This window comes from Pseudonocardia sp. TMWB2A (assembly GCF_017312135.1).
The window spans coordinates 984,841-1,000,500 of sequence record NZ_QKQY01000001.1 but is presented as its reverse complement, the minus strand read 5'-3'; the positions used below and the strand labels follow the sequence as shown (position 1 = coordinate 1,000,500).

Annotated in this window: 18 protein-coding genes; 9 read left to right on the top strand and 9 right to left on the bottom strand. The window is 55.9% G+C overall.

What is annotated here, in order from left to right; all coding sequences use genetic code 11:
• Window positions 1-75 precede the first annotated feature (75 nt).
• Together greA and DMP17_RS04620 are read left to right on the top strand one after the other, a co-directional pair.
• On the top strand, window positions 76-552 hold the full coding sequence (greA, locus tag DMP17_RS04625; RefSeq protein WP_337827889.1) for a transcription elongation factor GreA: 477 nt from the start codon (window positions 76-78) through the stop codon (window positions 550-552).
• 5 nt (window positions 553-557) lie between these two features.
• A complete protein-coding gene (locus DMP17_RS04620; RefSeq protein ID WP_337827888.1) occupies window positions 558-1,217 on the top strand; it encodes a rhomboid family intramembrane serine protease in 660 nt (219 codons plus the stop codon).
• 66 nt (window positions 1,218-1,283) lie between these two features.
• On the opposite strand, the gene DMP17_RS04615 is transcribed toward DMP17_RS04620, so the two are convergent.
• The 5 genes from DMP17_RS04615 to DMP17_RS04595 form a co-directional block, all read right to left on the bottom strand.
• Window positions 1,284-1,514, bottom strand: coding sequence for a DUF4170 domain-containing protein (locus tag DMP17_RS04615; protein WP_337827887.1), 231 nt, complete (start codon window positions 1,512-1,514; stop codon window positions 1,284-1,286).
• 466 nt (window positions 1,515-1,980) lie between these two features.
• Window positions 1,981-2,412, bottom strand: a complete 432-nt coding sequence (locus DMP17_RS04610; RefSeq protein ID WP_337827886.1) for a hypothetical protein — start codon at window positions 2,410-2,412, stop codon at window positions 1,981-1,983.
• A 50-nt stretch (window positions 2,413-2,462) separates the two neighbouring features.
• A complete protein-coding gene (locus DMP17_RS04605) occupies window positions 2,463-2,828 on the bottom strand; it encodes a hypothetical protein (protein WP_337827885.1) in 366 nt (121 codons plus the stop codon).
• Window positions 2,821-3,405: a phage holin family protein gene (locus tag DMP17_RS04600; RefSeq protein WP_337827884.1), complete on the bottom strand. Its 585-nt coding sequence runs from the start codon at window positions 3,403-3,405 to the stop codon at window positions 2,821-2,823. The genes DMP17_RS04605 and DMP17_RS04600 overlap by 8 nt, the downstream gene beginning before the upstream one ends.
• 135 nt (window positions 3,406-3,540) lie before the next feature.
• Window positions 3,541-4,161, bottom strand: a complete 621-nt coding sequence (locus DMP17_RS04595) for a hypothetical protein (RefSeq protein WP_337827883.1) — start codon at window positions 4,159-4,161, stop codon at window positions 3,541-3,543.
• A gap of 323 nt (window positions 4,162-4,484) precedes the next feature.
• Between DMP17_RS04595 and eno the strand changes: the two genes are divergently transcribed.
• From eno to DMP17_RS04575, 4 genes are all read left to right on the top strand, one after another.
• Entirely contained in the window at window positions 4,485-5,762 is a 1,278-nt protein-coding gene (eno, locus tag DMP17_RS04590) for a phosphopyruvate hydratase (protein WP_337827882.1), read from the top strand.
• A gap of 147 nt (window positions 5,763-5,909) precedes the next feature.
• Window positions 5,910-6,221, top strand: a complete 312-nt coding sequence (locus DMP17_RS04585) for an FtsB family cell division protein (protein ID WP_337827881.1) — start codon at window positions 5,910-5,912, stop codon at window positions 6,219-6,221.
• Window positions 6,222-6,445: 224 nt separating this feature from the next.
• Complete coding sequence (pdhA, locus tag DMP17_RS04580) at window positions 6,446-7,540, top strand: pyruvate dehydrogenase (acetyl-transferring) E1 component subunit alpha (RefSeq protein ID WP_337827880.1); 1,095 nt, start codon at window positions 6,446-6,448, stop codon at window positions 7,538-7,540.
• The gene (locus tag DMP17_RS04575; protein ID WP_337827879.1) at window positions 7,540-8,949 is read left to right on the top strand and encodes a pyruvate dehydrogenase complex E1 component subunit beta; all 1,410 of its coding nucleotides are present in this window, start codon (window positions 7,540-7,542) and stop codon (window positions 8,947-8,949) included. Before pdhA ends, DMP17_RS04575 begins: the two co-directional genes overlap by 1 nt.
• A 52-nt stretch (window positions 8,950-9,001) precedes the next feature.
• Here the strand turns inward: DMP17_RS04575 and DMP17_RS04570 are convergent, their stop codons facing one another.
• Genes DMP17_RS04570 through DMP17_RS04560 form a run of 3 tightly spaced genes read right to left on the bottom strand, consistent with a single transcriptional unit; the run spans window position 9,002 to window position 11,882 of the window.
• Window positions 9,002-9,697 (bottom strand): TadE/TadG family type IV pilus assembly protein, encoded by a 696-nt coding sequence (locus DMP17_RS04570; RefSeq protein ID WP_337827878.1) that lies wholly within the window; start codon window positions 9,695-9,697, stop codon window positions 9,002-9,004.
• On the bottom strand, window positions 9,694-10,299 hold the full coding sequence (locus DMP17_RS04565; RefSeq protein WP_337827877.1) for a TadE/TadG family type IV pilus assembly protein: 606 nt from the start codon (window positions 10,297-10,299) through the stop codon (window positions 9,694-9,696). The genes DMP17_RS04570 and DMP17_RS04565 overlap by 4 nt, the downstream gene beginning before the upstream one ends.
• Complete coding sequence (locus DMP17_RS04560; protein ID WP_337829756.1) at window positions 10,296-11,882, bottom strand: Tad domain-containing protein; 1,587 nt, start codon at window positions 11,880-11,882, stop codon at window positions 10,296-10,298. The genes DMP17_RS04565 and DMP17_RS04560 overlap by 4 nt, the downstream gene beginning before the upstream one ends.
• A 343-nt stretch (window positions 11,883-12,225) precedes the next feature.
• On the opposite strand from DMP17_RS04560, the gene DMP17_RS04555 reads away from it, so the two are divergent.
• A complete protein-coding gene (locus tag DMP17_RS04555; RefSeq protein WP_337827876.1) occupies window positions 12,226-12,882 on the top strand; it encodes a squalene/phytoene synthase family protein in 657 nt (218 codons plus the stop codon).
• Window positions 12,883-12,983: 101 nt separating this feature from the next.
• Window positions 12,984-13,433, top strand: coding sequence for a hypothetical protein (locus tag DMP17_RS04550; protein WP_337827875.1), 450 nt, complete (start codon window positions 12,984-12,986; stop codon window positions 13,431-13,433).
• A gap of 3 nt (window positions 13,434-13,436) precedes the next feature.
• On the opposite strand, the gene trmFO is transcribed toward DMP17_RS04550, so the two are convergent.
• The gene (trmFO, locus tag DMP17_RS04545; RefSeq protein WP_337827874.1) at window positions 13,437-14,801 is read right to left on the bottom strand and encodes a methylenetetrahydrofolate--tRNA-(uracil(54)-C(5))-methyltransferase (FADH(2)-oxidizing) TrmFO; all 1,365 of its coding nucleotides are present in this window, start codon (window positions 14,799-14,801) and stop codon (window positions 13,437-13,439) included.
• 88 nt (window positions 14,802-14,889) lie between these two features.
• Here trmFO and DMP17_RS04540 point away from each other — a divergent pair, with 88 nt between their 5' ends.
• A complete protein-coding gene (locus DMP17_RS04540; protein ID WP_337827873.1) occupies window positions 14,890-15,591 on the top strand; it encodes a lysoplasmalogenase family protein in 702 nt (233 codons plus the stop codon).
• The last annotated feature ends 69 nt before the right edge of the window (window positions 15,592-15,660 follow it).

Sequence of the window (15,660 nt, the reverse complement as noted above, 5' to 3'; positions counted from 1 at the left end):
GCGATAGGGCAGCTCCGCGTCATCATGGCGATGATCGGGGCACCCCAAAATATTGATTTGAAAAGGGATAATGGCATGGCATCCGTCGAAAAAATGCCGATGTTGCAAGAGGGTTTTGAAAAGCTTCAGGAGCAACTCAAAAATTTGAAGGCCGAGCGCCCCGAAATCATCGACGCGATCGAAGAAGCGCGCGCGCACGGGGACTTGTCCGAAAATGCGGAATATCATGCGGCCAAGGAACGGCAGGGACAGGTTGAAGCGTCGATTGCCGACCTTGAAGACAAGCTGAGCCGTGCGCAGATCATTGATCCGGCGGCGCTTTCGGGCGACAAAATCGTGTTCGGTGCGACCGTCACTTTGCTCGACGAAGATGACAAGCCGGTGCGTTACCAGATTGTCGGTCAGGCCGAAGCGGATGCGAAAGAGGGTAAAATCTCGTATAACTCGCCGCTCGGCCGCGCGCTCATCGGGCGCAAGGTCGATGACGAGGTGGAAGTCACCGTTCCGTCAGGCGACAAATTCTACCTTGTGTCGAACATCGAATTTATCTGACCTTCATGCAGTCCAATCCCGCACTGAAACGCGCGTGGGGCCAGTTTCCGGCAACCCACGGCGTTGCGGTTTTGACGATTGCCATCTCGCTCGGCGCGATGGTGTGGCCGGGGCTGAATGTAGCAGCGAGTGAAAGCGGGTTCGTTCCGGCCGCTTTGGATAGTGCAAGCGGTATTACACAAGCCGTGCCCGCGTGGCTGACGCCGCTTAGCTCGGCCTTTTTGCACAGCGGTTTCCTGCATCTTGCGTTCAACCTTATCATGCTCGTCTATTGCGGGCGGCAGGTAGAGGCGGCGCTGGGGAGCCGTTTATGGCTGCTCCTTTATGGCCTTGGCATTTATGCCGCCGCCGCCGCGCAATGGATCGCCGATCCGGCTGGCACCATTCCGATGATCGGCGCAAGCGGGGCCATTTCCGCGATAGTCGGGGCCTATGCCGCGATGTTCAACCAGCAGCAAGTATCTGCGGTCGGGCCGTTATCAAGCTATTGGGTGCGGATATTGTGGCTCGCCGCCGCGTGGATCGGCCTACAACTGCTTATTGCGCTGGCATCGGGCGGGGATATGGGCGGGAGCAGCATTGCGATCTGGGCGCATATTGGCGGTTTCGTGATCGGGCTTCTGCTCGCGCGGCCCTTGCTCAAGCATCGCTATCGGGCGCGTTAACCGCCACCCTCATATATTTTCACACCCACCCCCTCCCGCAAGCGGAAGGGGCGGATGGCATTGCGCTTAGGCCGCGCCGCCTTCGGGGAGATGGGGTTCGAGCAAGCGGTGGAGGTGGACCACCACATATTTCATTTCGGCATCATCGACGGTGCGCTGCGCAGCCCCGCGCCAGGCTTTTTCAGCCGAAGCCATATCGGGATAAATGCCGACCACGTCGATATTGTTGAGGTCGGTAAATTCAAGGCCCTGCGGATCTTTGACGCGCCCACCGAAAACAAGATGCAATTTGCTCATAAACTCGCTCGCAATAAGAAGAAAAGGGAGCGGACCATCGCTCTCCTGATGTTGGAGAGGCCGCTAGCATCAAAGCCCGCAAACCGCAACGGCAAAGCCTTCAGCGGGGTAGGGTAATGCTCCTGTTCCTGTGTCGCGACAGGGTAGGTTGGTTGAATTTGGTTCTCGCGGAGGCGCGGAGGCGCGGAGATTGGGAATGGGGTTTACGCAGAGGCGCAGAGGCAAGGAGGTTAAAGTGCCGAAGGCGGATAATTTTTGTCTCAACCCATATTTATAAAGCTTCGCGCCTCCGCGCCTCCGCGTGAACCTTCAAACCTCCCAATCGCGCCACAAGCTTCTCGTTGTCAGACACTGCGTAAAGCAAATGACGCACCGGCCACGAAAAAAAAGAGCGGCTTACCATCAGGCAAACCGCTCCTTTCTATTTCACTATAAGCCAGCGCTATCGGCGGCTTTTTACGGCGCCTTACGCATCGCGGTCGCGGCGGTTTCCTTTGGGGATCAGGAAAGCGGCGATAGCGCCGACTGCAAATGCGCCGACAACAGCCGCCAGCGGCTTGTCGTTTATCTGTTCGACGGTTTTGTCGGCAAGCTTACCGGCTTCGACCTTGGTGACGCCATAAGCATGGGTCGCCTTGTCCTTGCCGACGCGATAGGCTTCTTCGGCCTTTTCCTTGCCCACAACATAGGCTTCGCCCGCTTTTTCACGGCCCTGTTCAATCAGGCGTTCGGAGGTGTCGCGCGCATTGCCATAGGTCGTGGCGACGCGGGCGCGGGCGGCTTCGGCGGTTTCGCGCGCGCTGGACGATGCCGTGTCGAGCGCGTCGGCAGCACGTTCGCGCAAACGGTCAAAATTTTCGGTTACTTTATTGGCCATGACATTCTTCCTCTTGATCATATTTTTATCGGGTAAGCGTTTAATCCACCCGTTTTCATTTGGTGCGACCCTTATGCCTTTGGCGTCCAATCATCCGGGGCAACCCAATCGCGCATCTTTTCCAGCATCGCGCCGAGGCGGTCGAGCGCATCGGGGCTGCGCTGTTCAATTTCGCGCGACAAAGGCATGCGGTACCAGAACGCCAATGTCCCCAAAAAGGATGCACCAAAGACGACAGGATGCTCTTTTACCGTGGCAATCGTAACATCTTTGGCATCTTCGACATAATGGTTGACCGCGTCGGTCGCGTCCTGCTTGAGCCGCGCAGGGCGCACGCGGTTGGTCGTTTCGGCCAGTTGCTGGCGGAAATTGGCGCGCGCAATCTGCGCTTCCTGCTTGGCGATCTCAAAGGCGTGGTCGGCGCGGCGATTACCCATCAATACGCTCCCAGATCGCGCCGGTGATACGGTCAAACTGGCGCTTGCCGAACCAGGCGGTAATGCCGGTGAGAAGCGCAAGCGCGCTCACGACTATGGCGACGGCTTGTGTGTGGGTGAGGAAATCGGCGAGAATGAAGATCGCGCCAAAGCCGATGGCGAGCAAGGTGACTAGCCCCGCGGCGGCACTGATCGACACAAAAACGGCGGCTTTTTTGGCGGCAGACGCGATCACATCGGCGCGCGCTTTCAACAATGCAATTTCGGCTTCATAAGCCGCGCGGCCTGTATCAATCAGGCTTTCGATATTATTGCTGATATCTTCGACGATGGTCGCGGGATCGGTGGGGTCCGCCGGTTCAAGCGGGGCCTCGTGCATCGCGTCCAAAGCCGCTTCGTCCGCATCATTCGGCGCTTCGCCCGATTGCTGGTAAGGCGCATCGGCAAAGCCGAACGCAACATCTTCGGCGCGGGTTTCGTTATGATGGGGGGGAACCACACGGTTCTGTTGGCGCGGAGGCGCATAGCCGTGCCGCACATCATCAAATTCCGTATCGGTTCCCGTCCCGTAATTCATCCCTATCGCCTGTTCAAAGCCTGTTGCCGGCTATCATGATGGCCGGTGTGGCCGGAACATTGCGGTCCAAGGACACGCTGTTCAAAATAAGCTGTTCAAAATGCGGGGTGCGGTCAGCCCGCGCCCTGCATTTGCTTAGGCGTCATCATTAGACGACTTGAACATGCGTGCAAGGACAAAGCCCACAACGGCTGCTGCGCCAATCGCAACTGCCGGACTTTTCTTGACGAAATCGCGCGTGTTGTTGACGAGTTGGTCGACATCCTGCTGGTCAAGTGTCGAGGCCATGCCCGATACGGTTTTGGCCGCCGAACGTGCGAAATCGCCATATTGGGTGCCGAGTTTTTCATCGACCTGCGGCGCTGCATCTTCGATCATCTGGGCAAGGCTGCCCATTGCGCCTGCGGTTTTGGTCTTGCCTTCCGTGGCAAGTTCCTTGGCGCGGACCGAAGCCTGATCGGTATATTTGCTGGCTTCGTCCTTCCACTGGCTGGCTTTGGCCTTGGCGTCGGTGGTCATATCCGAAAGTGACATTTTGAAACCCTTCGCAGTGTTGGTGGTGGTGTTTTTGGGAGCCGCCTTTTTAGTTGCGGGCTTTTTGGCCGCAGGCTTTTTCGGCGCGGCCTTGCTGCTGGCGACGGCCTTGCTTGCCGCGGTCTTGGCGGTAGGCTTTTTGGCAGGCGCCTTTTGCGTAGCCGATTTGGCTGCGGGCTTTTTGGGCGCAGCCTTGGTCGTTTTTGTTGGTTCTACAGCCATGAACTTACCCCTTTTCTAAATAAGGCGGGAACATCGACAAGAGCGTCACAAAAGGAGCGTTGCCGCTTGCGATGGATAACATATGGGGGCGCTATCGGTTCCCGACAAGCTGTGTTGCAATGGTGGGACAGCAAAATTTTGTAATGCGTAAAAATAGGGGCAAAAAGCGGTGGGCAAAAAAGCTTGCCGCAATTGCCTCCTCAGTTGTTCCCCATAGTTGCCCCCACAGTTGCCATGCGCGTGTGCGCTCGCTAAGGGCGGCGGCATTAGTTTTCCGACCCTTTCCATCCGCCGTTTTCCGGCCTGCTCAAAAGGATAAGCCCATGACCGCGATCATCGACATTCACGCCCGCCAGATTATGGACAGCCGCGGTAATCCGACCGTCGAGGTGGATATCATGCTGGAAGATGGCAGCTTTGGCCGCGCGGCAGTGCCTTCGGGCGCGTCGACCGGCGCGCATGAAGCGGTCGAACTGCGCGACGGCGACAAGAAACTCTATATGGGCAAAGGTGTTACAAAGGCGATTGATGCGGTGAATGGCGAGCTTGCCGAACTGCTCATCGGCCTTGATGCCGAGGACCAGCGCGAAATCGATCTTGCGATGATTGAGGCCGATGGCACGCCCAACAAGGGCCGCATCGGCGCGAACGCAATTTTGGGCGTGAGCCTTGCCATCGCAAAAGCTGCCGCCGATGCGCGGGGCTTACCGCTCTACCGCTATGTCGGCGGGGTCGCGGCGCATGTGCTGCCGGTGCCGATGATGAACATCATCAATGGCGGTGAACATGCCGATAACCCCATCGACTTTCAGGAATTCATGATCATGCCGGTCGGCGCGGACAGCCTTGCCGAAGCGGTGCGCTGGGGTTCGGAAATTTTCCATACGTTGAAGAAGGGTCTGCACGATAAGGGCCTCGCGACCGCTGTGGGCGATGAAGGCGGCTTTGCGCCCAACCTCGCCTCGACCCGTGACGCGCTCGATTTTGTCATGGCCTCGATTGAAAAAGCAGGTTTCAAGGCAGGCAGCGAAGTCGTCCTCGCGCTCGATTGCGCCGCGACCGAATTTTTCAAAAACGGCAAATATGAAATTTCGGGCGAAGGCCTGTCGCTTTCGCCGGTAGAAATGGCCGATTATCTGGCGGCGCTGTGCAAGGATTATCCGATCAAGTCGATTGAAGACGGCATGAGCGAAGATGATTTTGAAGGCTGGAAGGCACTCACCGACAAGATTGGCGACAAGGTGCAGCTGGTCGGCGATGATCTGTTCGTCACCAACCCCGCGCGCCTTTCGGACGGCATCAAGCGCGGTCTTGCCAATTCGCTGCTCGTCAAGGTGAACCAGATCGGCACGCTCACCGAAACGCTGGAAGCGGTCAGCATGGCGCAATGTTCGCGCTACACCGCCGTTATGTCGCACCGTTCGGGCGAAACTGAAGATGCGACGATTGCGGACTTGGCCGTCGCGACCAATTGCGGCCAGATAAAAACCGGTAGCCTTGCGCGCTCGGACCGGCTTGCAAAATATAACCAGCTTATCCGTATCGAAGAAGAGTTGGGATCGATGGGCCGTTATGCAGGCGCCGGGATTTTCCGCGCCTGACAAGGGACGTGAGAAGCAATGCCGGGCCGGTGATTTTACGCGAAATTACCGGCTCCGCCGTAGCGTGCTTCAACTAAACGCATTTTTTCACGGCTTTGCGTAAAATTGGCTTGCATCCGTGAGTCGCTTGTGATTCAAACAGATTCCATGACGAGCGGCGCAAAATTGAAAAAAGCGATGGCGATGGCATGGGGCCCGACCTTGGCGGTGCTGTTCGTGCTGGCGATGATCGGCTATGCCGTATTCGGCCCGACCGGCCTTTATGCGTGGGGGGATTATACCCAATCGCTCGAAGTCAAAAAGGCCGAACTTGCCAAGCTCAAAAAACGCGAAGGCATTTTGCAGAACCGCGTGACCTTGCTCGATCCCAACCATGTCGACCCCGACCTTGCCGATGAATTTGTCCGCAAGGATTTGAACGTGGTGCGCGCGGACGAGGTGGTTATTCCGCTCAAATAACGGGGCGGCAGACTGCGCATCGCATAGGCGTATCTCCTCAGTCTTTTGTTGCGCACATCTTTCGGCTGGCCTTCCTATTGCAGTCCGATTGCAGTTGCAATTTTTGCAATCGTTAATTCCGGCAAAATGAAAAAACCGCTACGTTTCCGCCGACGTAACATTGCATTGCGCGCACATTCGGTCCTATAGCAAAGATAACAGTAATTGCCGAACAGGAGTGGATCTTGGCGAAAACCCCTGCACGACGCACCCCCAAGGCAGCCGCGAAACCGGCTGCGAAAACGCCCGCAAAAGCGGCGGCGGTGCCTTCGATTTCCAACCGGGAACGTCCCGAAGAACCGCAACCTTATGATGCGTCCAAGGAAGAGATGCTCGCCTTTTACAAGGAAATGCTCCTCATCCGCCGCTTTGAAGAAAAAGCGGGCCAGTTATACGGCCTTGGTCTGATCGGCGGTTTCTGCCACCTCTATATCGGTCAGGAAGCGGTCGCGGTCGGTCTCCAGTCGGCGCTCGATTCCGATAAGGATAGCGTCATCACCGGCTATCGCGATCACGGCCATATGCTCGCTTACGGCATTGACCCCAATGTCATCATGGCGGAATTGACCGGACGCGGCGCAGGGATTTCCAAGGGCAAGGGCGGCTCGATGCATATGTTCAGCGTCGAGCATAAATTTTACGGCGGCCACGGCATTGTCGGCGCGCAAGTCTCGCTCGGCACCGGCCTCGCTTTCGCACATAAATATCGCGACGATGGCGGTGTGTGCATGGCCTATTTCGGTGACGGTGCGGCAAACCAGGGCCAGGTCTATGAAAGCTTCAACATGGCCGAGCTGTGGAAGCTTCCGATGATCTATGTCATCGAAAATAACCAATATGCGATGGGCACCAGCGTCAACCGCGCATCTGCCGAGGACCAGCTTTACCGGCGCGGGGAAAGCTTCCGTATTCCGGGACTTCAGGTCGATGGCATGGATGTGCTTGCGGTGCGCGGCGCCGCCGAAGAGGCGCTCGCATGGGTGCGCGCGGGCAAGGGACCGATCCTGCTCGAACTCAAAACCTATCGTTATCGCGGCCACTCCATGTCGGACCCGGCCAAATATCGCTCGCGCGATGAAGTGCAGGCGGTGCGCGATAAATCCGATCCGATCGAGGGCCTCAAGAAATTGCTCGAAAAAGCAGGCGTCAAGGAAGAGGAACTCAAGACGATCGACAAGGAAATCCGCCAGATTGTCAATGCTTCTGCCGATTTTGCCGAAACATCGCCGGAGCCTGATCCTTCCGAACTATATACCGACGTCTTGGTGGAGACCTATTAATGGCGATTGAATTGAAGATGCCCGCGCTTTCCCCGACCATGGAGGAAGGCACGCTCGCCAAATGGCTCGTCAAGGAAGGCGACGCCGTCAAGTCCGGCGATATTTTGGCCGAAATCGAAACCGACAAGGCGACGATGGAATTTGAAGCGGTGGACGAAGGCACGGTCGCGCAAATTCTTGTGCCTGCCGGAACCGATAATGTGAAGGTCGGCACGGTCATTGCGATGATTGCAGGCGAGGGCGAAGATGCGTCTGCGCCAGCCGATACTCCCGCCGCTGCTCCGCAAAGCGCGACCGACGACAAGGCGGAAGCCCAAGCGGCCTCGGCTGCGCAGGAAAAGACGGTCGATGCGGAAACACCGGTTCTGCCCAACGCGACCCCGCGCGCCGATGTGCGCGATCCCGATATTCCGGCAGGCACCGAAATGGTCAAAGTGACGGTGCGCGAAGCTTTGCGCGATGCAATGGCCGAAGAAATGCGCAAGGATGACCGCATCTTTGTGATGGGTGAGGAGGTCGCCGAATATCAGGGCGCCTATAAGGTCACGCAAGGCCTGCTCGAAGAATTCGGTCCCAAGCGCGTCATCGACACGCCGATCACCGAATATGGCTTTGCAGGCGTCGGCACAGGCGCTGCGATGGGCGGGCTTAAGCCGATTATCGAGTTTATGACCTTCAACTTCGCGATGCAGGCGATTGACCATATCATCAACTCGGCGGCCAAGACCAACTATATGTCGGGCGGCCAGATGCGCTGCCCTATCGTGTTCCGCGGCCCCAATGGCGCAGCGAGCCGTGTCGGCGCGCAACATAGCCAGAATTATGGTCCTTGGTATGCGAACGTCCCCGGCCTTATCGTCATTGCGCCTTATGACGCCGCCGACGCCAAAGGCTTGCTGAAAGCGGCCATCCGCAGCGAAGATCCGGTGGTGTTCCTTGAAAATGAACTCCTCTATGGCCGCAGCTTCGACATTCCCGATATGGACGATTATGTCCTCCCCATCGGCAAGGCGCGGATCATGCGCGAAGGCGCGGATGTAACCATCGTGAGCTACTCGATCGGCGTCGGCATTGCGCTGGAAGCAGCGGAAACGCTGGCGGGCGAGGGGATTGAGGCCGAAGTCATTGACCTGCGCACCTTGCGTCCGCTCGACCGTGAAACGGTGCTGGCAAGCCTTGCCAAGACCAATCGCATGGTCGTGGTCGAAGAAGGCTGGCCGACCTGTTCGATTGCATCGGAAATCATGGCGATTGCGATGGAGGACGGGTTCGACAATCTCGACGCGCCGGTGCTGCGCGTATGCGACGAAGATGTGCCGCTGCCTTATGCCGCGAACCTTGAAAAGCTCGCCATCGTCGATGCGCCGCGTGTTGTCGCTGCGGTCAAGAAGGTATGTTATAAGGATTAAGCGCGGAAGCATAAAAACCCGTCATAAAAGGCGGGTTTTTATATCTATTGTATCAGGAACAGCGGCTCACCGTAGCCGTAGGGCTAGGGTTTGTAACACCCGAGTCCAGATCACGCGCATCGCGAATTTGGAACGCGGCCGTGGCTTGCATCCTTTTTGCATCGGGAGACATCCAACTGGCATATAATATCGGGTCATAATTATATAGAATTTCGACGAACATGACCGCCGTTCCCGAAGCGGCTTTGATTTTATTAGTGCTTGGCCCCATTCCGCTTGAAGGTAATGATGAAGACGGTGTTCCGAATGAAGACGTAAACGGTCCGTTGCCGAAGCAACGCTGCCAGCGGATAAATTGGTTTCCCGAACTATTCACTTCTAGACTGGAAAGTATAACTTTTCCGCGAAGCTTGAAATCAATGGATGAACTTTGAAGCTCGGCGCCTTTGAAAATATCGTTGATGTCAATTTCACGCATTTGTGGAAGGGCAAGCACTGTACCCGTCTGTGACCGTGAAGCATTATCGGCTACCGTAAGGGCAAGCTGGCTTATCCGCGTCTGGGTGGTAACATAATTGATAAACTCTGCTCCGCCGAACCCTAAAACCATGAAAAAGGAAAGTCCGGCCGCAAATTCTATAAGAACGGTCGCTTCCTGATCTTTAATAAGTCGAACAGGCGGACAGGGACGACCCCAAAGATGGTGGAGACGTCGCCCAAAAGGACGCAAGAATATCATATATTTCATGTGCAGGTTCCGGTGAGCGGCTGCGCTTGGGCGGCAAATGGCTGGTTACGCAGGACCGTTTGTGCGGCCATGAGCTGGACTTTATCCCCCCCGATGAAGGCTGTTAGGGGGAAAAAACGGGGGAAACGTACTCTTACAGTGTAGATAACGGCGTCAGACGCGCCCCCTTGGCCTGCACTGCCTGCGTCGGCATCCCATTCAGTGTTCCCGTTGGCATCCTCAAATTGTTCGCCTGCGTCACACTGGCCATTCCTGTTGCTGTCCGTAAATTTTTCTGGAGAATTGGCGTTACTGAAATGTTTGTAAGACCGCCGTTCAAAAGTTACCTCGGCAGAAGGGTTAACGGCCAATATGCGTTGACGGACGCGCTCATCGACAGCGGTCTGATCTTGGTTGTTACGCTCCAAAGTTGAAGAACGTGCTGCGTCATTGACGGCCCCCACTAAAACGGCGTTTCCATAATACATATGGCCTAAATCGAAAATGCCGACCAAAAACATGAAGAACGGTGTGAAAATCAAACCGAATTCAACCGCCGAGACTCCCTGCTCGTTCCTTTTGATGCCGCGCCAATGATGGCTTAGGAAAGTGGAGAGCTTCATTGCGAGAGCCTCAGGAAAGTGATGCGCTGGGCAATTTCTTTAAATTTTTGCTCAAGTTGGGCTGAACTGTCTGCCTTGAAAGCAAGACCGGACGTCGCACAATTTTGCAAATTGCTACCCAATGTGACTTCGTCACCAAAACCCACTACCCAAAGCGTTGCCTGTCCATCTTTTTTAACGGCACTGCACGCAGCGCTGAATCGCGCAAGATGGCGTGCTTTCAATTCCGTATCGCTGGTCGAATTGGTGCCGCCTGTTACCCGCCTGTCCATCGGTTCGACACCATAAGCAGAATAGCGATACGCATTAGGCAACATTTCTCCGTCGGTCATGAAGATAACATGACGCGATTGCGGAAGTCCGTTAGTGGGCAATCTTTTATTGTCGTCAGCGAAAATGCCAACAGGTGCTATCCAGCGCCCGCCCCAGATCATACCTATATCAAGATAAGTACCGCCTGTTGCGGCCAGATTTTTGATGTAAAGTTCAAAGCTACTGCGGTCTGTCTTTGTCATTTCCTTAAGACGCATCGCTTGAGAGGGGCAGGCTGCATATGTCCCTGTCCCTTCGAAATTTTTTACATTTTCGACAGTCGTGTTAAGGACGTCTGCATATTGCGATAAATTTGACGAATCAATTTTTGTCCTAGGCCGGGCGTAGGTAAGCCGCGGAATTGCGGGCTTCCATACATTGCTTCCGGACGGAACGAATTTCAGATTGAGGTCATTGGCATTGGCCGGCACCGATGCGCCGCTGGAAAATGCAACCGTAGGCAATTCTTCAATACAGCCTTCCCACGCCGGTACCGTAATATTGCTTCCATTGGGTCCGAGGGGCGCAACGAAAGTGCTGCCGGTTTTAAAGCCCGACAGGCTTGGGCTGGTGAGCTTTTTATAATTATAGGTCGCCGGATAAAAAACACCTCTTACAGTTTTTTCGGCGGTATTGAGCTGCCGCGACTGATATTCCGCGCTACTCGCGACCCAGTTGCTATTTTCGCTTACAAGCAGCTTTCCGACATTCACATTTTGTGAAAAAGGTACAACGCCGATGCGAATTCTTGAGTTAGGCGTGCGGGCCTGCATGATAGTATCAAAAAAGCTCATGACAGCATTGCGCATACCGGTCATCCGGTCTTGCGTGTCGCCATAATTTTTGTCGAGCATGGATCCGGTCGTATCCAGAACGAACACAATATCGACATTTGACACTTCGAGACGTGCATTGCACGACACATCAATCTTATTGTTCCCGAATTTGAACATCCGCATGATGGTGGCAGGCATTGTCGTGGAGGCAGTCCCGGAAATTTCCGTGCTACTCCCGTCAATGGCTGCTGGTGTGAAACTGGTATTTTGGGATTCGAACAACCGGTTGGGAAAGTTGAACGCGAACATGCGTTGCCCTTCTGCCTTGGCAGTGTCGTTCAAGGAACCTGAATTGGCCATGGATTTACGGGCGGCCAAAATGCCGGCATCGCAGGCTTGTTGCAGTCGAGTCTTGGCGGCATAAAAGCGCGCCATATCCACACCTGCGCCGATCATGGCAAGCATAGGAAATAAGGATATCGCAGTTATCCACATCACATTGCCTCCGTTTTCCCGGAGAAGGCCTCCGTTTTCCCGGAGAAGGGATGCGCTATAACTTTTCGTATTGCCCCATATACCCACGGCCACATTGCCCCTTTGCCACCAATTGCGGTTTGTCATTTTATTCTTTGTCGAGCCGGGCACGCGCTATTCAAACCTGATACCCAAGGGAAATAGCCTCAAATAATATGAAACAAATATTGTGCTGGGCCGCAATTTTGCTCCTGTTTGCGTTATTTTCGCCTATTACGTGTTACAATCCCGTCAATGGATGGTCTTAATGGCAGTTAATGCTTAAAATTATGTTTAAACCAACATCGCGCAAACTGCTTTCGATATGACGCAGAACCGTCCTTTTGCCCTTGATATGGGAAATCCGCTGATCCGGGTCATGGTAAAACCACGGGACCGCCAAGACGTATATAATTTATGGCAGTATGACGCCGAATTGGGTCAGATCATGCGCGCTGTACGTGATCCTACGTTGAGAGCCATGCGTTATATATGGTGGAGGGACCAGATTGATGGGCTGGCGGACGGCATTGAAGCTGCACATCCTGTATTGGAGGGCCTTAAGCAGATATTTTCGCCTAATGACTTGCGCCGCCTCGCCTGCCTTGCCGATATTTGGGCGGATTTTTCCGAATATGTCCCCTTGGGATTGCCGGAAGTGATAGATTTTTCCACTAAGCGGGGACATTTATTATTTGCGACCTCTGCGCAATTGATGGGCAGCGGGGGGCAACAGGCGCACGCTTCTGGTGGACAAATATGGGCGCTTGGAGATGTTGCGTCACAATTGTCAGATGCCGAACTTTCCCGATCCATCTGGGCCCATATTAGAGCGGAAGAAAAAAACGCAGAGGAAACATCGTTACCTTATGCGCTTCGTGCGCTTACCGCTTTATCGAGAAAACGTGCCGAAAGTGCAGGGAAAATTTGTCCCTTGTCCGAGCAGATGTTGCTGTTCCGGATGGGAATGAAGGGAGGATAAGTCTCCAATATGCTTTGCTATTTTCCTAACCCAATTTCTACTGTATAAATCATTCAAACAGGCAAGGGATGGGGATGAAAAGCTTTCTGGGTGGAGCCGTGGTGAGCCTGTTGCTGATGCTGGGCGGATGGTTGATCTGGCAGGGGCGCACCGAAGCGCTTGCGGATCAAGCCAATAGCCGCTTGGTCGGCGAACCGGCACCTGAACCATTGAGCCTGCCCGAAGGGGAAGCGGGGTTGCGCGGCAAAGCCCCGCCGGGCCTGCCTTCGCCGCCCGAAGCTGCACCCAAAAGCCGCGAGGAAAAGCGGTTCAACCGCTATGACAAGGATCGTGACGAGGTTATCACCCGCATCGAATTGATGGCGAGCCGCAGCAAGGATTTCAAGAAACTGGATACAGACGGCAATAATCTGCTGAGTTTCGAAGAATGGGCGGTCAAAACGTCCGACAAATTTGCAGGCGCAGACGCCGACAAAAATGGCAAGCTCACCCGCGCCGAATTTGTGACCACTGCGCCCAAAAGGCGGCCGCAAGCCGCGTGCCGCTGTTAGCGTTTAACCCAAGCCCTGCTGCGTTATCCAGCTTGCAAGATCAGCGCGCGCGCGAGCGGTGACGGCCTGTTTGCGCTGTTTTTTGTGGACCTTTTCATCCAAGGGCGCGAACAGACCGAAATTGACATTCATTGGCTGATAGCTACTCGCATCCGCGCCGCCGGTAATATGGCCGAGCAGCGCGCCGAGAGCTGTGGTTGAAGGCGGCGGAGTAAGCGCGCGCCCGGCGATTTCGGCAGCGGCAAAGCGCCCGGCCATAAGGCCCACCGCGCTCGATTCCACATAGCCCTCGCACCCCGTAATCTGCCCGGCAAAGCGGATATGCGGCGCGGCGCGCAGCCTCAGGCTCGCATCGAGCAATTCCGGCGATTTGATAAATGTATTGCGATGCAATCCGCCCAGCCGCGCAAATTCGGCCTTTTCCAGCCCCGGTATGGTGCGGAATAATTCAACCTGCGCGCCATGTTTGAGCTTGGTCTGGAACCCCACCATATTCCACAACGTGCCAAGCTTATTATCCTGCCGCAACTGGACGACGGCATAAGGCCAGCGACCCTTGGGATATTCGGGTGTTGCCCAATGCGGATTGTCGAGGCCGACCGGCTTCATCGGGCCGAAGCGCAAAGTTTCCACCCCGCGCGATGCCATCACTTCGATCGGCATACAGCCTTCGAAATAAGGCGTGTTTTCTTCCCATTCCTTGAATTCGGTTTTCTCGCCGTCCATCAACCCTTGGTAGAAAGCGAGATATTGCTCCTTGTCCATCGGGCAGTTGATATAATCTTTGCCATCGCCTTCGGGGCCGACTTTGTCCCAGCGGCTCGCCATCCAGCAAATGTCCATGTCGATACTGTCGCGGTAAACAATCGGCGCAATCGCGTCGAAAAAGGCGAGGCTGTCCTTGCCGGTGGCGGCGCCGATCTGCCCTGCAAGCGACGGTGCGGTGAGGGGGCCGGTGGCGATGATGGTCAGGCCTTCTGACGGGAGCCTATCCACCCGTTCGCGGATAATCTGGATATTCTCATGGCTTTCCAGAGCCTCGGCGACATTGGCGGAGAAAATGTCGCGGTCGACCGCAAGCGCGCTGCCAGCGGGCACTTTGGCGGCATCGGCGGCGCGCATGATGAGCGAATTGAGGCTGCGCATTTCCTGATGCAGCAGGCCCACCGCATTATTGTCGGCATCGTCCGAACGGAAACTGTTCGAGCAGACCAGTTCGGCAAGCCCGTCGGTCTGGTGGGCGGGCGTCATGTCGCCGCTGCCGCGCATTTCGCTGAGGCGCACCTTGACGCCGGACTGGGCGAGTTGCCACGCGGCTTCCGAACCGGCGAGGCCGCCCCCGATGATATGAACCTGATAATCGTGCATGACGCACGCCCTATGCGCGTGATAAGCATTTGGCAATCTATCGGGTGGAATGAGCGCCGGTAGCAGCAGAAAAAGGGGGCTTAGCGGCATGGAAAATCAGGAAAATATGGTGGTGGAGCGCCGGTCGGCCGTGATTCCGCAAAGCTGGATATTCTGGGCCGCGATTGGCGCAGGGATTTCCTATATGATTCCGGTTTTGTTGGAAGTGAGTGGCGCGCTTTACGTTACGGTATGGAAGGGTTTGGGCGTCGGGCTGCTTGCGTTTTGGGCGGCGCGTAATGCGAGCGGGCGCAATGGCTGGCTGTTCGCCGCGGTGCTGGCGTTCGGAGCCTTGGGCGATGTGGTGCTGGAGACCGATCTGGTGACGGGCGGCATCGCCTTTGCCATCGGCCATATGCTCGCCATCTATTTCTACCTCAACAACGGGCGCGCGAGCCTGTCTGCAAGCCAGAAGCTGCTTGCGGTGGCCGTGGTGCTGGTCGCGCCGCTGATCGCTTGGGCGCTGCCCTATGACCGCTCTCTGGTATGGCAGCCGACGCTCTACACCTTGTTCGTCGCCGCAATGGCCGCAGCGGCTTGGATCAGCCGCTTCCCGCGCTACCGCACCGGTCTAGGCGCGATGCTGTTCGTGGTGAGCGACCTGTTCATCTTCTCGCGCTTCGGACCGCTCGAAGTCTCTTTTCTGCCGACCCTATTTGTCTGGCCGCTCTATTTTGGCGGGCAGGCGCTGATTGCATGGGGTGTGGTCGACACGCTGACCGCAGAGACAGGGCAAAGGGAGAATTATTAATTCAACGGGTTAGGCAGGACGCGCGCCCGGCGATTAGTTCCGCACGAGCGGTTTAGCGCGCGCAAAGCT

Bases quoted from the DNA above. Each gene is read 5' to 3' on its own strand.
- greA (WP_337827889.1), top strand. From the start codon at position 76: ATGGCATCCGTCGAAAAAATGCCGATGTTGCAAGAGGGTTTTGAAAAG.
- DMP17_RS04620 (WP_337827888.1), top strand. From the start codon at position 558: ATGCAGTCCAATCCCGCACTGAAACGCGCGTGGGGCCAGTTTCCGGCA.
- DMP17_RS04615 (WP_337827887.1), bottom strand. From the start codon at position 1,514: ATGAGCAAATTGCATCTTGTTTTCGGTGGGCGCGTCAAAGATCCGCAG.
- DMP17_RS04610 (WP_337827886.1), bottom strand. From the start codon at position 2,412: ATGATCAAGAGGAAGAATGTCATGGCCAATAAAGTAACCGAAAATTTT.
- DMP17_RS04605 (WP_337827885.1), bottom strand. From the start codon at position 2,828: ATGGGTAATCGCCGCGCCGACCACGCCTTTGAGATCGCCAAGCAGGAA.
- DMP17_RS04600 (WP_337827884.1), bottom strand. From the start codon at position 3,405: ATGAATTACGGGACGGGAACCGATACGGAATTTGATGATGTGCGGCAC.
- DMP17_RS04595 (WP_337827883.1), bottom strand. From the start codon at position 4,161: ATGGCTGTAGAACCAACAAAAACGACCAAGGCTGCGCCCAAAAAGCCC.
- eno (WP_337827882.1), top strand. From the start codon at position 4,485: ATGACCGCGATCATCGACATTCACGCCCGCCAGATTATGGACAGCCGC.
- DMP17_RS04585 (WP_337827881.1), top strand. From the start codon at position 5,910: ATGACGAGCGGCGCAAAATTGAAAAAAGCGATGGCGATGGCATGGGGC.
- DMP17_RS04575 (WP_337827879.1), top strand. From the start codon at position 7,540: ATGGCGATTGAATTGAAGATGCCCGCGCTTTCCCCGACCATGGAGGAA.
- DMP17_RS04570 (WP_337827878.1), bottom strand. From the start codon at position 9,697: ATGAAATATATGATATTCTTGCGTCCTTTTGGGCGACGTCTCCACCAT.
- DMP17_RS04565 (WP_337827877.1), bottom strand. From the start codon at position 10,299: ATGAAGCTCTCCACTTTCCTAAGCCATCATTGGCGCGGCATCAAAAGG.
- DMP17_RS04560 (WP_337829756.1), bottom strand. From the start codon at position 11,882: ATGTGGATAACTGCGATATCCTTATTTCCTATGCTTGCCATGATCGGC.
- DMP17_RS04555 (WP_337827876.1), top strand. From the start codon at position 12,226: ATGACGCAGAACCGTCCTTTTGCCCTTGATATGGGAAATCCGCTGATC.
- trmFO (WP_337827874.1), bottom strand. From the start codon at position 14,801: ATGCACGATTATCAGGTTCATATCATCGGGGGCGGCCTCGCCGGTTCG.
- DMP17_RS04540 (WP_337827873.1), top strand. From the start codon at position 14,890: ATGGAAAATCAGGAAAATATGGTGGTGGAGCGCCGGTCGGCCGTGATT.